Genomic DNA, 14,949 nt, shown 5'->3' with positions numbered 1-14,949 from the left:
AGCGTGAGGTTTTGATGAGACGGTTGGTCCTGAGCGCGGTGTTGACCCTCACCGGGTTGGTCCTCGCCGGGTGCAGTGACCCCGGGGCGGGGACCCCGGCGGGTGTTTCCGCCGCGCCGTCGTCCACCGCGACCGGCACCGCGTTGTACGCGGTCGACTCCCGGACGCTGGACGAGATCGTCATCGACGCGCAGGGGTTCGTGCTGTACCGGTCCGACCGGGACACCGCGGCACCGACCTGGTCCGCCTGCGAGGGACAGTGCCGGCAGTCCTGGCTTCCGGCCCCCTGCGAGGGCGAGGTACGGGTGGAGGGGATCGACCGGCAGCTGGTCGGCTGCTTCGACCGGTCCGACGGGAGCCGGCAGCTGAGCCTGGCCGGCTGGCCGCTGTACGGGTACGCCGGTGACCGGATGCCCGGCGACGCGAACGGTCACGGCCAGTCGGGCATCTGGTTCGCGATCCGCCCTGACGGCGACAACGCGGTCTACGTGCCCTGATCGGGTGGTCCCGGCACACTGGCCGGTCCGCTCGGGCATACCGCCCTACCCGCCCTACCCGCCCTGACCGCCGGGCAGCCGCAGCCGGGCCTCGGCACCGCCGCCTTCGGCGTTGACCAGCCGCAGTTGCCCGCCGTGCAGTTGCGCCACCCAGCTGGCGATGGCCAGCCCGAGCCCGGTGCCGTCCTCGGTGCCGCTGCGGAACCGCTGCTCAGGCGCGGCGGCGACGGCTTCGCTGAGCCCGGTGCCGTGGTCGCGTACCCGTACCGTCGGCGGTCCGCCGGTGACCTCGAGCCGGATCTCGGCCGGCTGGTCGGCGGCCCGACCGTGCTGGACCGCGTTCTGAATCAGGTTGCGCAGCGCGATCCGGACCAGCGCCGGATCGCCGTACGCCACCACCGCCTCGGTGACCGGCACCGCCCGGTGCGGCGCGACGACGGTGTCGGTCAGCACCTCCTCGGCCAGTTGGTCCAGGCGAAACGGCTCGCGGCGCAGGTCGCGCAGGCCGGCGACGAGCTGGGCCCGGGTGAGCAGGACGGAGACCGAGTCGGCGAGCCGGTCGGCGGAGCGCACCACCTGGCGCAGCGCCGCCGGGCGGCGCTGCGGCTCGGCCAGCGCGGTCTCGGAGACGGCACGGATCACGGTCAACGGGGTGCGCAACTCGTGCGCGGCGTCGGCGACGAACCGTTCCTGCTGGTTGAGCGCGTCGGCGATGGGCTCGGTGCCGCGGCGGGCGAGCAGGTAACCGCCGGCGCAGGCCAGCGCGGTGAAGCTGACGCCGCCGGCGACCAGGGCCAGGGCCAGCCGCCGGTTGGCGGTCTCGGCCGGCCCGGTGTCGCCGAGCACCACGACGGCGCCGGCCACCGCCCCGGTGACGGCGTGCTCGAACGGTACGGCGAGCAGCGGGGTGGGGGTACCGGCGGTGTCGCCGACTCCGCCGGCGAGCTCGGTGCCGGAGGTCCAGACCGTCCGGGCCGGTGCGAGCAGGTTGTCCGGCGGGACGACCGGCAGCCTGGCCGGGTACGCGAAGACCAGGCTGAGGTCGGTTCGGCCGGCCTCGTAGACGTAGACGGCGGTGGTGCCGTTGGCGACCGCGTTGTCGAACAGTTTGTCGAGTTGCAGCGCCCCGGACTCGTAGTAGAGCAGGGCGGCGGCGGTGCTGGCGGTACGCCGCAGCTCGGCGGCGACCACCTCGTCCCGCTGCCGTCCGTCGACCAGCAACGCGACGGCACCCATTCCGGCCAGGCCGACCACGTTGATCGCCATCACCAGCAGCGTGATCCGGATCCGCAGGTTACGCAGCCGGTCAGCGGTCTGCAGCGGCTTGCCGCCCCGCCGGTCGCGGCGGTTCACGCCGGCGCCCCGCCGACCCGGCCGGCGGTCACGACGGCGCCCCGCCGACCCGGTAGCCGACCCCGCGTACGGTGTGGATCAGCTGCGGCTCGCCGAGCTTGCGGCGCAGCTGGGCGACCACCGCGTCCACCACGTTCGAGCTGGGGTCGGCGAGCTCGTCCCAGCAGTGTTCGAACAGGTCGCTCCGGCTGACCACCGCCGGGCGCCGGACCAGCAGCATCTCCAGTACGGCGAACTCCTTGCGGGTGAGCGTCAGCAGGACGCCGGCGCGGCGCACCTCCCGGCGGGCGGCGTCGACCTCCAGATCCGCCACCCGCAACAGCGGCGGGGTGGTTGCGCCGCGGCGTCGGCAGAGCGCCCGGACCCGCAGCACCAGTTCGGCGGTGACGAACGGCTTCACCACGTAGTCGTCGACACCGGCCTGGAAGCCGGCGATCCGGTCCCCGGCGCTGTCCAGCGCGGTGAGCACCAGGGCCGGTGTGGTGAGCCCGGCCCGCCGTCGGTGGCCGAGCTGGTGCAGTGAGTCGCCTTCCGGAAGGATCCGGTCGAGCACCAGGCAGTCGTAGTCGTTGATGCTCATGCTCAGGTCGGCCTGGCTCCAGTCGGCCGCCTGGTCGACGGCGAATCCGCCGGAGCGCAGCGCGGTGACGACGGCGCTGCGTACCTCGGGGTCGTCCTCGACCACCAGCACCCGCATGCGGGCGAGGCTAGCAAGCCGCCGTCACCAGCGCGTCTTCGACGAGGGGTCAACCCGAGGACGTGCACCGGTCGCCGTTGAGCAGGAAGTCCGTGGGCGGCGTGTTGTCCGCCGAGTACCTGAGCACGAAACCGAGTTGTACGCTGCCGCTGGCCGGGATCCGGCTGTTCCACGGCGTGTTGGTGACGGTGATGTCCGGCGGGATCAGGTCGACCGGTTCGGCGCCCCACAGGTGGCTGATCTGCTGGTCGCCGGGGAAGGTCCAGCGCAGGGTCCAGCCGTCGATCACGGCCGGTCCGGCGTTGTGGATGGTCAGCTGGGCCTGGAGGGCTCCGGGCCAGTGGTTCACCACCTGATAGCTGACCTCGCAGACCGGTGCCGCCGGCAGGGTCCGCACGGTCAGTGGCTCGGACGGTGGTGACGTGTTGCCGGCGTCGTCGTGGGCCCGCACCACGAAGGTGTACGCGGTCTGCGGCCGCAGTGCGCCGACCCGGGCGGTCGGTCCGGTCGGCGGGTGTTGCGGGGCGGTCGCCACCGGGGTGGTGGAGCCGTCAGGGTCGACTCGCAGCACCTCGTACCAGGCGACGTAGACGTTGTCGACGGACGGCTGCCACCGCAGGGTGACCGAGTCGGCGCCGATCGTGGTGGTGGTCAGCGCGCTGGGCGCGGTGGGTGGCTGGTCGTCGCCGGGCGGCATGGTCAGGCGCAGGCTCGGGCTGGCCGGCGAACGGTTGCCGGCGGCGTCGAGCGCGTACACCCAGAACTGGTACGTCTGCGACGGCCCCAGCCCGCCGATGGTGATCGCGTAGTCGGGGGTCGTGCTGATCACGACGTAGTCGGTGTGCAGTCGGGCGACCTCTTGACATCCTCTCCGCCCTGAAGGACGGAGATTCCCTCCACGCTGCGCGTGGAACACGCAGCGTCCGGGTGGGTTACCGCTTCACTGCGCGCCGCCGGGACAAGTCCCGGTCTTACGTGCGCTCGACGGTCGTTGAAGTCCGCCTGTCCGGCGGCCTTGATGTTGATGGCGGCGTTGATGTCCCGGTCGTGGTGACTGCCGCACGGGCAGTCCCACTCCCGGACGTTCAACGCGATCTTCTCGTTGATCCGGCCGCAGTCGCAGCACATCCGGGTGGACGGGAGCCACCGGTCCACCCGGGCGAACGCGCGCCCGTACCGCTGCGCCTTGTACTCCAGCATGCCGGTGAAGGCGGCCCAGCCCGCATCGTGCACGGACTTCGCCAGCAGAGTCCGGCCGAGACCGACAACGCACAGGTCCTCGACGTACACCGCTTGGTTCTCGCGGATGATCGCCGTGGACAGCTTGTGCTGCCAGTCCCGCCGGGTGTCGGCTACCCGCGCGTGAGCGCGGGCCACCTCGATCACGGCTTTCCTACGGCGGTTGCTGCCCCTCTGCTTGCGTGAGAGTGCCTGCTGCAACCGCTTGAGCTTGCGGGCCGCGCGGCGCAGGAACTTCGGTGCGGTCACCTTCGTGCCGTCGGACATGACCGCGAAGTGGGTCAGGCCCAGATCGATGCCGATCTCGGAGTCGACCGGCGGCAGCGTTTCGTCCTCGCCGATCTACACGACGAACGAGGCGAAGTACCGGCCTGCTGTGTCCTTGATCACGGTGACCGAGGTGGGATCCGACGGCAGGCCGCGCGACCAGCGCACCGGAACGTCGCCGATCTTCGGCAGCCGCAGGCGGCCGTTGTCACAGACCTTGAACCGGGAGTTCTTCGTGAACCGGATCGCCTGCCGGTTGTCCTTACGGGACCGGTACCGGGGCGGGGCCACCGTGCGGCCCCGGCGTTTGCCGGACAGCGAGTTGAAGAAGTTGCGGTACGCGGTGTTCAGATCGGCGAGGGCCTGCTGCAACACCACGGCCGACACCTCACCCAGCCAGGCCCGGTCCTCGCTGGCCTTGGCCGCTGTGATGACCAACTTCGACAGGTCGCCGTCGGAGATGTACTTCTCGCCCGCCTCGCGGGCCTGTTGACGCAGCCTGAGTCCGTCGTTGAAAACCACGCGGGCACACCCGAACGCCTGCGCCAGCGCGGTGCGCTGGGCGGCGTCCGGGGTGATCCGGTAGTTGTAACGGAGCTGCACGGCCATCACTGTATCATGTTGGTTTATGGTCGAACTTCGAGGCATCCGCACCGGCAGGCACTGCACTTTCGCGATGCATGTCCACTTGGTTTTCGTAACGAAGTTCCGGCACAACGTGTTCGCCGACCGGCACCTGACCCGGATGGAGGCGATCATGCGAGACGTGTGCGCCGACTTCGAGGCCGAACTGGTCGAGTTCAACGGCGGCCACAACCACGTCCACCTGCTGGTCAACTTCCCGCCCAAGGTCGCCGTGGCCAGGCTGGTCAACAGCCTCAAAGGGGTCTCCTCGCGCCGCCTCCGGCAGGAGTTCCCCGACCTGGCACGCCACTACTACCGGGCCAACAAACTCTGGTCCGGCTCGTACTTCGCCGGGTCTGTCGGCGGCGCACCGTTGAGCGTCATCAAGCAGTACATCGAGCAGCAGAACCGTCCCGGTTAAGGCACTGCTCGGGCCTGGCGGCCCTCCCAGCGCGGGCCTTCACCCCCGGCCTGAAGGCCGGAGCACTGGCCCGCATTCCGGTAGCCGGTCACCCCGACGTCGTCGGTGGCCGCCGTCCAGACCAGGGTGACGTCGGTGGTGCTGATCTCGGCGACGGTCGGGGTGCCGGGAGTGGTCGGCGGCTCGGTGTCCGCCGCGGCGAGCGCCACGGACGCCGGTAGCAGGGGTGGGCCGAGCAGTGCGGCGGCGACCGCGACGCCGAGCCGGCGTCGGGTGTGGTTGGGATCGCGCCGGATCCACCGGCGGCAGCGGTGCGGCGGTTGCGGCATGGACATCTCGCTTTCGGTGCGGCCGCCGGGACGGACCAGCGACCTTGATATCCATGATTGTCGATTGACTAGCCGGGCACCACCGCGCCGGCGGCGCGCGACCGGATCGTCCGGTCGCGACCAGCGGATCGACCGACTGTGAGCTTGCCCACTACCGATCGACGAACCTCGAACCCATGCGGGGCGACGGAAAGGGCCCGGTCCGACCGTCGCCACAGACCGGGCGCGGCAGCCCAGCCGCTGCCCCAGGCCCCATATACAACGAAGCCTGCCGATGCATCGGCAGGCCGGGCAGCACTGTCGGACGGACCGGCGTCGCGGTCCTGACTTGTCGGCGATTCCCCGCCGTAACAATCGAGGACTAGCGTGGGGACGGGGAGGGCAACCCCCGTCCCCACCATCAGTTGCTAAACACGCACGAGCGGTCTGGCGTCCAGGTCGTGCGTGACGCGCGGGAGCCGGGCCACGCGAGTGGCTCTGGTTCCACCTCCTCTCGACAGGTGGTGCGCGGGCTGGCGGCGGAGTCCGGGCTTGGCCCGCCGCCAGCCTCGGGAGCTGTGCGGTTGACACGGTGATGTCGCCATCGCCGCGCCACGCGTCGACTACTTCAGCGGGGCACATCCATCGATGGAAGCGCTCCCATGCAGGGACTGTAGCCTGAGTCACGAGTTTGCGAAAGTCCGGCGGCTGATCAGCTCACGAAATGAAGGTGTGATGAGGCGGTCACGCCCATGTTCACCGGCCGAACTGCTGAACCGCCGTGGTCGCCCCGGCGACGATCAGCAGCGCATCCGGCGGGATCAACGTCTCAGGTCCCGCGTACCTCAGCTGCCGGTCCCGCTCCTTGATCCCGACCACCGTGATGCCGTACCGCTGACGTAGCCGGGACTCGGCCAACGTCCGGCCGGCGGCGTCCGGTGGGGCGCAGACCTTGGCGATGGCGAACCCGTCGTCGAACTCGATGAAGTCGAGCATCCGACTGGCCAGCAGGTGGGCCACCCGGTCACCCATCGCCGCCTCCGGAAAGATCACATGGTGCGCGCCGACCGAGGCGAGGATCCGGCCGTGCTTGGCGGTGATCGCCTTCGCCCAGACCTCCGGGACACCCAGCTCGGTCAGCGCCACCACGGTGAGGATGCTGGCCTCGACGTCCGAGCCGATGCCGACCACCGCGCGGGGGTAGTCGGCGACGCCACACTGGCGCAACGCCTGGTCATCGGTCGAATCCGCCTCGACCACCCTCGGCAGCCGCTCGGACCAGCGGTGCACCCGTTTGGGGTGCTCGTCGATGCCCAGCACGTCGTGGCCGAGACGGAGCAGAGACTGGGCGACCTGACCACCGAACCGGCCGAGGCCGATCACCACCACGCTGTCGGCGTCCGGCGGCCCGACCGGGGAATCGTCATCTCTCATCGAAGATCCGTCCGACGCTGCGACTTTCCCGCTTTTCCTCATACGCACTGTAGTCAGCCGCTAACCTCGGCGCAGCGAATCCGGCCCGCCTGACGACTTGTCGTACGCCGCCGAACGCAGACAGTGGACATCACCGAAAGTCGTTGCCTGGTAACGGATTTTTCAGCTCAGTCAGGATTGTCGAGGTGTTGATGCCGGTGACCGATCCGGTAAGCTTGCCGGCGGTCTCCGCCAGGCGGCGCCCACCGGTGCCGGCGGTGACCGCCGCCCAATCACCCTCCGGGGTGAGCCGGGGAACCACGTTTCCACCGGGGTGAATCCGCGCCAGCGGTAGGGATCGTTCCGTCCCGAACCCGTCAGCTAACTCGGTCGGCGGCCAAGGAAAGGAACAGGATGACCGCACCCCTCCGCCGGCGGATTCCGACGGCCGCGGCCCTCGCCGCCGTCGCCGCCCTGCTCGCCGGCTTCGTCGTAGCGTCGCCGGCCGCCGCTCAGGATCCGGACGACGAAGGCGCCCCGCCACTGCTCAGCGAAGTGCTCGAATCGACCGGCCGGGGCTACGTCGAAGCCAAGGCGGCGGTCGACGAGTCCCGCAAACGCCAGTTGAAACTCAACCTCGAGTTGGAAAAGGTCGAGGAACGGATAGCGGCGCTGACCCCACAGATCGGCCAGGTCGCCTCCAACTCGTACCGTCTCGGTCGGATCACCCCGGTGATGGTCCTGCTCAACAGCGCAGACCCGGACGCGTTGCTGGAACGCGCCGAAGGCCTGGACATGATCGCCATGCACGACAACAAGCGGATCCGGGAGCTCAACGAGGCCCGCGAACAGGCCGCCCGGGCGGTCGCCGCGATCGACGCCGAAGTGGCCCGCGAGGAACAGCAACTCGAAGCGATGGCCCGCCAGAAGAAAGAGGCCGAAAAGGCCCTGCAACTGGTCGGCGCGGTCGCCACCAACGGGTTCGTCTCGGCCACCTCGCCGGTCGCCGCCCAGGCGCCGCGCAACTCGGACGGTTCCTGGCCGTCCCAGTCGTGCAGTCTGGACGACCCCACCACGAGCGGCTGCATCACGCCGCGCACCATGCACGCGCTGAACGAGGCGAAGAAGGCCGGCTTCACCCGCTTCGTCTCCTGCTTCCGCCCCGGCGGACCGTTCGAGCACCCCAAGGGGCGGGCCTGCGACTTCTCCGCTCAGCAGCAGGGGTTCGGCGGCGACGCCTTCGGCGACGACCGGCTGTACGGCAACAACCTGACCGCCTTCTTCGTCCGCAACGCCGACAAGCTCGGCATCCTGTACGTCATCTGGTACCGGCAGTTCTGGTCACCGACCACCGGCTGGAGTTCGTACAGCGGCGCCGGCGGCGACCCGAACAGCGACCACACCAACCACGTACATCTGTCCCTGCTGTGACCTGACCTCACCTCGTGCGGTGCCGGGCCGGCCCGGCACCGCACGAGACGTAGGTCGTCAGTCGGTACGCGCCGACCGGCGTACCGGTGACCGGCCGGTCGGCTGCTGCGGCGGCGGACCGACCGGGCCGGCCGGCGGGATCGCCCGGGTGACCGGCTTGTCCGCAGCCACCGTGATCGATTCGCCGTGGTGGGTCAGGTCAACGGTGGCGTTGGGGTCGACGTCGCGCAGCGAGTAGGTCACCTCGTCGTGCTGGACCGCCACCCGCAGCCGCAGGCCCCGCCACATCATGGCGAACTCCAGCCGGTTGATCCGCTGTGGCAGCCGGGGAGCGAAGGCCAGCTCCCCGCCGTGGTCACGCATCCCCCCGAAGCCAGCGACCAGCGCGAGCCACGCCCCGGCCAGGGCGGCCACGTGGATGCCGTCGCGGGTGTTGCGGTTGATGTCGTGCAGGTCCATCAACGCGGCCTCACCCATGTAGTCGTGGGCGAGCTCCAGATGGCCGGTCTCCGCGGCGATCACCGACTGGGTGCACGCCGACAACGACGAGTCCCGCACCGTACGCCGCTCGTAGTAGGCGAAGTTGCGGGCCTTCTCCTCCTCGGTGAACGCGTCGCCCCGCCAGTGCATCGCCAGCGCCAGGTCGGCCTGCTTGACCACCTGCTTGCGGTACAGATCGAAGTACGGGTAGTGCAGCAGCAGCGGATAGTGGTCCTGCGGGGTGCCGGCGAAGTCCCACTCCTGGTGCCGGGTGAACCCGGCCGACTGCGGGTGCACACCCAGCTCGTCGTCGTACGGGACGTGCATCGACAGCGCCGCGTCCCGCCAGGCCGCGGTCTCCTCGTCGTCGACGCCGAGCACCCAGGCCCGGTCGGCGTAGCGCAGCGCGCAGTCGGCGGCGGTCAGCAGGTTCCGCTGCGCCATCAGGTTGGTGTAGATGTTGTCGTCGACCACGGCGGTGTACTCGTCCGGCCCGGTCACCCCGTCGATGTGGAACCGGCCGTGCCGGTCGTGGTGGCCCAGCGAACGCCACAACCGGGCGGTCTCCACCAGCAGTTCGAGGCCGATCTCCCGCTCGAACTCGACGTCCCCGGTGGCGTGCACGTACCGCCGGACCGCGTCGGCGATGTCCGCCGCCACGTGGAACGCGGCCGTGCCGGCCGGCCAGTACGCCGAGCACTCCTGGCCACGGATGGTCCGCCACGGGAACGCCGCCCCGTTGAGCCCGAGCATCCGGGCCCGCTCCCGCGCCTGGTCCAGGGTCGAGTGCCGCCAGCGCAGCACCGAGGCGACCGCCCCCGGCTGGGTGTAGGTCAGCACCGGCAGCACGAACATCTCGGTGTCCCAGAAGGCGTGCCCGTCGTACCCCGGTCCGGTCAGCCCTTTCGCCGCGATCGGCCGCTGCTCGGCTCGGGCACCGGCCTGCAGGACGTGGAACAGCCCGAACCGGACCGCCTGCTGGATCTCCGGGTCGCCGTCCACCCGCACGTCCGAGTGGCCCCAGAAGTCGTCGAGGTACTTGCGCTGCTCGGCGCAGAGCCCTTCCCAGCCGGAGATCCGGGCGCCGGCCAACGCCGCGCCGACCTGGTCGCGCAGCGCCGGCAACGAGCGCTGACTGGACCAGCCGTACGTCAGCAGCTTCACCATCCGCAGCCGCTGCCCCGGCTCCAGCAGGCAGGAGACGGTGGTCCGGACCCAGTCGTCGAAACCCTCGGTGCTGACCGACACCTCGCCGGGGCCGTCGATCTCGTGCCCCATCGCCGCCGCCATCCGCAGCCCGCTGGCCTTGGTCCGGTGAATGAGCAGCCCGCCGTCGGGCTGTACCAGCCGCTCCTCGGCCTGCAGCGGCGTCTCCAGCACCGCCGCGACGCGCGGGTCCTTGCTCTGTGCCGGCAGCTCCTCGTTGGCGACCAGCTCGGACTGCACGATGATGCGCAACGGCTCGTCGACCGCCTCCACCTCGAAGCAGATCGCCGCGACCGCCCGTTGGGTGAACGACACCAGCCGGGTGCTACGGACCCGGGCGGTACGCCCGGCCGGCGAGCGCCACTCCAGCCGACGGTCCAGCAGACCGGCCCGCAGGTCGAGCACCCGCTCGTGGGAGAGCAGGTCGCCGTAGCGCACGTCGAACGGTTCGTCGTCGATCAGCAGCCGGATCGGTTTGCCGTTGGTGACGTTGACCAGCGTCTGGCCGGACTCGGGGAAGCCGTAGCCGGCTTCGGCGTACGGCAGCGGCCGCAACTCGTAGAACGAGTTCAGGTAGGTGCCGGGCAGTCCGTGCGGTTCGCCCTCGTCCAGGTTGCCGCGGAATCCGACGTGCCCGTTCGCGAGGGCGAAGACCGACTCCGACTGGGCCAGGATGTCGAAGTCGAGCCGGGTCTCCCGCACGTGCCACGGCTCCACGGGGTAGGCCCGCTCGCGGATCACCGTTCGGCTCCGACCAGCAACTCCCCCAGATCGCTCACCACGATGTCGGCACCGTTGGCGAGCAGTTCGTCACCGATGCCGACCCGGTCGACACCGATGACACAGCCGAACTCCCCCGCACGCGCCGCCGTCACGCCGGCCAGCGCGTCCTCGAACACCGCGGCGTTGCCCGGCTCGACGCCGAGCTGCGCGGCAGCGGCCAGAAACGTGTCTGGTTCCGGCTTGCCCCGCAGGCCCTTTTCGCGCGCGATCACCCCGTCTACCCGCACCTCGACCAACTCCTCAATCCCCGCCGCGATCAGCACGTCCCGGCAGTTGGCGCTGGCCGAGACGACGGCCCGGTGCAGCCCGACCCAGCGGGCAGCATGAAGGTAGGCCAATGAACCGTCGTAGACCTGCACCCCGTCTTCGGCGATGCGTCGCAGCAGCACCTCGTTCTTCCGGGTGCCGATGCCGTACACGGTGTCGGCCTCCGGGGGGTCGTCCGCCGACCCCTCGGGAAGCTCAACGCCTCGCGAGGCGAGGAAGGAACGCACCCCGTCGGCTCGTGGTCGGCCGTCGACGTACCGGCTGTAGTCGGCGCCCGGATCGAATGGCTGAAACGGCTGGCCGGTCTCGTCGGCGCGGGCGCGGAGGAAGTTGTTGAAGGTTTCCTCCCACGCCGCGTTGTGCACTTTCGCGGTCTGAGTCAACACCCCATCGAGGTCGAACAGGCAGGCGGTCACATGAGCGGGTAGACCGAGCACGCAGCCAATCTAACCTGATCTCCGGTCGGCCGGCTCGGTTTCCACCGGCGCGCCAGCCCATGGTGACCGGTCAGTCACTCATCGCCAGCCGACGTCGATCCGGTCGCCCCGTTCGTCGAAGAAGTGCAGGGCGTCCATCCGGACCGAGACGGCCAGTGGATGGCCGGGGGTGACCGCCGGGTACGGAGCCAGTCGCACGGCCAGCTCGGCCGGCCGGCGGTGGTGCCGCCCCGGGTCGCTGAGCACGCTCTCCCGGTCCGGGCCGGACTCGGCCGACTGCTCGCCGACGGCCGCCCGGCCGACGGACCGACCGGTGAGGCGCTGCATAACGCCGCCGAACCGGCGCAGGCGGCCGCCGGCACCGGCCGGCTCCACCGCCGTGCCGGCGAGGTCGTCGACCACGATCGCGGTGGCCCCGATGTCGAGGTAGGCCAGCGACTCGTGGCCGTGGTGTTCGAGGAACCGGATCCGGCCCTGCAGCACGTCACCCGGGCTGCCGGGGGCGACCGGGGTCAGGGCCTCGGCCCGCAGGCCGACCACGATGCGTTCCCCGTGGTAGTGCGACACGGCCCGGGCGCGCAGATCGGTCCAGGGCAGGTAGAGGGTCTGTTCGCCCAGGTTGAGCGCGACGTAGCGGTCGAGATGGACGTAGACCGATGCCTCCAGCAGGTTCATCCGAGGGCTGCCGAGGAACGCGGCGACGTAGAGGGTGGCCGGCCGGCCGTACACCTCGGTCGGGGTGCCGACGTCCTGCAGCACGCCCTTGCGCATGATCGCCACCCGGTCGGCCATGGTGAGCGCCTCGGCCTGGTCGTGGGTGACGTAGACGGTGCTGACGCCGAGCTCGCGGACCAGCCCGGAGATCTCCGCCCGCAGCTCGGCCCGCAGCCCGCTGTCCAGGTTGGATAGCGGCTCGTCCATCAGGAACAGGCCGGGACGGCGGACGATGGCCCGCCCCATCGCCACCCGTTGCCGCTGGCCACCGGATAGCTGACTGGGCTTGCGGGCGAGTACGTCGCCGATGCCCAACGCGCTGGCGACGTCCGCCACCCGCTCCTGCCGGGACGCCGTCTCCACTCCGGACAGGCGCAGCGGGAAGGCGATGTTGTCCCCCACCGACATGTGCGGGTAGAGGGCGAAGTCCTGGAAGACCATCGCGACCCGGCGGTCCCGGGGCGGAATGTCGTTGGCCAGCTCGCCGTCCAGCAGCACCGCACCGCTGCTCGGATCCTCCAGCCCGGCGATCATCCGCAGCACGGTCGACTTGCCGCAGCCGGACGGGCCGAGGAGCACCATGAACTCACCGTCGTTGACGTCGAGGTTGACCTTGTCGACGGCGACGGTCCCGTCGGCAAAGACCTTGGATACATCCTTGAGCGCGACGGTGGTCACCGTCACCTCCCCCAGCCATCGGTTGCCGGCCCCCGAATGACTGTGACGAGCGCCATCGCCCTGGCACATCGGGTAAACGTGCCATGTTCATATTGTGACAACTCGATTACCAGGAGGTCGGATGGATTACCGAGCGGTTACTTCGGGTAGTCCGACCGGCGACGTACCGAACTCCGGGTGCCGGGGTACCCCGTCCCACTGCTGGCCACCCCGCCGCAGGAAGTAGTCGAGACCGGCGTCCCAGGTGTGCCCGGCCGCCCGCCGTTCGTACAGGTAGCCGAGCGGATGGGTGCGGTAGATCAGCCCGCCGGCACGCAGCACCCGGTCCATCAGGCCACGGTCCACCGACCGGGGCACCGGCCGCCAACCACCGACCGCCTCCAGGTCACCGCGCGCCATCAACATCGTGCCGCCGGCCACCGGGGCGCCGTACGCCTCCGGCGGCACCGCGGCCCGGCGGACCGTGACCCCGAGCATCTGCAGCACCACGAACTCGGCCGCCTTGCCGACCAGCATCGCGCCCGAGTACTCCCGGGCCAGCACCAGGTCCCAGATGTGCTCCGGGCCGTACACGTCGTCGTCGTCGACCTTGGTGACCAGGCTGCCCCGCGCCCGCGCGGTCGCCGCGCCCATCACCTCGCCGAAGCTGAACCCGGCGGGCGCGCTGAAGATCTGGATCGGCCGGCCACACTCACCGAGCCGCGCCCGCAGGTCCGCCGTCAACTCGATACCGTGCAGGCAGAGCACGATCTCCAACTCCGGGTAGGTCTGTCCGGCCAGCTGCCGCACCACGTCCGGCAGGTACTCGGGCCGCCGGGTGACCAGCACCGCACTCACCGACGGCGGCGCCGCCAACGCCGGAAACGTGTCGGCGGTGACGTCACCGGCGGCGAACGCGGCGGCGTGCCCACGCAACGCCGCCGACCGCTGCCGTACGCTGCGGATCTCCCACTCCAACGGATCCGCGCCGACCCCGGGCAGGTCGCTGTGCAGCACCGCCAGCAGCGGCTCGGCCAGCCGGTCCGCCACTGCCGGCGGCAGCTGCGGCACCCGCAGCACGGCACCGGTCGCCGCCAGCTGGGCGAGCAGCGTCGCCTCCGCCGCCGGCGCGACCGCCGGCACGTCGGGGCAGATCAGATGGGTGAACCGGCGGATGGCCGCCAGCTGGTCGCCGGACAGCGGCACGCCGGCCAACCCGCCGCGCGCCGCCGGCACCGCACCGGCTGCCGGGGAATCCGCCCCGACCGGTGCCGGATTCGCCGGGGCGGGGACGGACTCAGCCGGCCGCACCTGCCAGCCCGGCACCGGGTCGCCGGGCAGGAACTCCAGCACCCCGGTCGGCTCCGTCGGCCCGTAGCGGCGGCCCCGGCCGACCGGGTTCGCCACCGCCGAATCGATCAGCACCAGCGGCTGCCGGTTGGCCACCCGGGCACCGGTGCCACCGGCGGTCACCGCTACCCCGACCAGGTCCGACGGCGCGGCCAGCGTCGCCGCGTCCGGGGCGAGCACCACGTCGTACCCGCGGATCTCGGGGTTCGTCGTCAGCGCCCCGGTCACCGAGTGGTTGGCGTCGACCGGCAGCCAGCCGGGCGCCACCCCGACCGCCGCGACGTCGGCGCTGGCCGGTCGGGGCAACGGCCGGACCGGCGCCAGCACCGCCAGCGCGGCGGTGAGCAGATCGTGCAGCGGGACCGGCTCGGCCAGATCGACGCTCAGCCGTGCGTTGCCGCCACCGCGCGGCAGCCGCACCCGGTGCCGCCGCAGGCCCGGTACCGGGCCCAGCCGGCCGGACCAGCCGGCGGTCGGCGGACGCCAACGGCGTACCCGGACCACCAGCTGGCGGGTCGGCGTGGCCGCGGCCGGCTCAGCCAGCAGGCGGCGCAGCGCCGCCACCGAGTCGGCGTCCACCAGCGCCCGGCGGGCCGCCCCGGTGGTCGGCCCGGACACCGGGCGGCCGTCCGGTCGATCAGTCAATCGGACCCGCCACCACCAGCGCCGGTGATCGGGGCTCCCGCCGCGCACGACGCCACCCACCGCATTCTCCGCCACCCTGCGCCACCTTGTCGTTCCGGCTCGGAGCACCACGTCGGGCCGACGCTCGCGACGCCGACCCACATCACGGCAGAGGCTACCG

At 71.1% G+C, this 14,949-nt stretch carries 12 protein-coding genes, 1 pseudogene and 1 riboswitch; of the genes and pseudogenes, 3 read left to right on the top strand and 10 right to left on the bottom strand.

The window, feature by feature from the left end; genetic code table 11:
- Nucleotides 1-14: 14 nt before the first annotated feature.
- Nucleotides 15-497, top strand: a complete 483-nt coding sequence (locus O7629_RS30075) for a hypothetical protein (protein WP_278173523.1) — start codon at nt 15-17, stop codon at nt 495-497.
- Nucleotides 498-551: 54 nt separating this feature from the next.
- Here the strand turns inward: O7629_RS30075 and O7629_RS30070 are convergent, their stop codons facing one another.
- The 4 genes and pseudogenes from O7629_RS30070 to O7629_RS30055 all read right to left on the bottom strand — a co-directional run bounded on the left by O7629_RS30070 (nt 552) and on the right by O7629_RS30055 (nt 4,662).
- Nucleotides 552-1,850 carry a HAMP domain-containing sensor histidine kinase gene (locus O7629_RS30070; RefSeq protein WP_278173521.1) on the bottom strand — a complete coding sequence of 433 codons (1,299 nt, stop codon included), beginning with the start codon at nt 1,848-1,850 and terminating at the stop codon, nt 552-554.
- A gap of 28 nt (nt 1,851-1,878) precedes the next feature.
- Nucleotides 1,879-2,547 carry a response regulator transcription factor gene (locus O7629_RS30065; protein ID WP_123606287.1) on the bottom strand — a complete coding sequence of 223 codons (669 nt, stop codon included), beginning with the start codon at nt 2,545-2,547 and terminating at the stop codon, nt 1,879-1,881.
- Nucleotides 2,548-2,596: 49 nt separating this feature from the next.
- On the bottom strand, nt 2,597-3,376 hold the full coding sequence (locus tag O7629_RS30060) for a cellulose binding domain-containing protein (protein ID WP_278173519.1): 780 nt from the start codon (nt 3,374-3,376) through the stop codon (nt 2,597-2,599).
- Nucleotides 3,373-4,662: pseudogene (locus O7629_RS30055) on the bottom strand (transposase). Before O7629_RS30055 ends, O7629_RS30060 begins: the two are co-directional and overlap by 4 nt.
- 19 nt (nt 4,663-4,681) lie before the next feature.
- Between O7629_RS30055 and tnpA the strand changes: the two are divergent.
- The gene (tnpA, locus tag O7629_RS30050; protein WP_278173517.1) at nt 4,682-5,098 is read left to right on the top strand and encodes an IS200/IS605 family transposase; all 417 of its coding nucleotides are present in this window, start codon (nt 4,682-4,684) and stop codon (nt 5,096-5,098) included.
- Here the strand turns inward: tnpA and O7629_RS30045 are convergent.
- Nucleotides 5,095-5,433 carry a hypothetical protein gene (locus O7629_RS30045; protein WP_278173516.1) on the bottom strand — a complete coding sequence of 113 codons (339 nt, stop codon included), beginning with the start codon at nt 5,431-5,433 and terminating at the stop codon, nt 5,095-5,097. The two genes, tnpA and O7629_RS30045, sit on opposite strands and share 4 nt — an antisense overlap.
- Before the next feature lie 729 nt (nt 5,434-6,162).
- Nucleotides 6,163-6,840 carry a TrkA family potassium uptake protein gene (locus O7629_RS30040; RefSeq protein WP_278173514.1) on the bottom strand — a complete coding sequence of 226 codons (678 nt, stop codon included), beginning with the start codon at nt 6,838-6,840 and terminating at the stop codon, nt 6,163-6,165.
- A gap of 255 nt (nt 6,841-7,095) precedes the next feature.
- Nucleotides 7,096-7,231, top strand: a riboswitch (cyclic di-AMP (ydaO/yuaA leader).
- A 2-nt stretch (nt 7,232-7,233) separates the two neighbouring features.
- On the opposite strand from O7629_RS30040, the gene O7629_RS30035 reads away from it, so the two are divergent.
- Nucleotides 7,234-8,250, top strand: a complete 1,017-nt coding sequence (locus tag O7629_RS30035) for a hypothetical protein (RefSeq protein ID WP_278173513.1) — start codon at nt 7,234-7,236, stop codon at nt 8,248-8,250.
- Between the two features lie 57 nt (nt 8,251-8,307).
- Here the strand turns inward: O7629_RS30035 and O7629_RS30030 are convergent, their stop codons facing one another.
- The 4 genes from O7629_RS30030 to O7629_RS30015 all read right to left on the bottom strand — a co-directional run bounded on the left by O7629_RS30030 (nt 8,308) and on the right by O7629_RS30015 (nt 14,762).
- Nucleotides 8,308-10,677, bottom strand: a complete 2,370-nt coding sequence (locus O7629_RS30030; protein WP_278173512.1) for a glycoside hydrolase family 65 protein — start codon at nt 10,675-10,677, stop codon at nt 8,308-8,310.
- A complete protein-coding gene (locus tag O7629_RS30025; RefSeq protein ID WP_278173511.1) occupies nt 10,674-11,423 on the bottom strand; it encodes a beta-phosphoglucomutase family hydrolase in 750 nt (249 codons plus the stop codon). Before O7629_RS30025 ends, O7629_RS30030 begins: the two co-directional genes overlap by 4 nt.
- A 78-nt stretch (nt 11,424-11,501) precedes the next feature.
- Nucleotides 11,502-12,815, bottom strand: a complete 1,314-nt coding sequence (locus O7629_RS30020; protein WP_278173509.1) for an ABC transporter ATP-binding protein — start codon at nt 12,813-12,815, stop codon at nt 11,502-11,504.
- A 126-nt stretch (nt 12,816-12,941) separates the two neighbouring features.
- Nucleotides 12,942-14,762, bottom strand: a complete 1,821-nt coding sequence (locus tag O7629_RS30015) for a glycosyltransferase (RefSeq protein ID WP_278173507.1) — start codon at nt 14,760-14,762, stop codon at nt 12,942-12,944.
- Nucleotides 14,763-14,949: the final 187 nt, after the last annotated feature.

The sequence above is a fragment of the Solwaraspora sp. WMMD792 genome (assembly GCF_029626105.1).
Classification (GTDB): Bacteria; Actinomycetota; Actinomycetes; order Mycobacteriales; family Micromonosporaceae; genus Micromonospora_E.
Note: the sequence above shows the minus strand (reverse complement) of the source record. Positions and strands in the feature narration are given on the sequence as shown.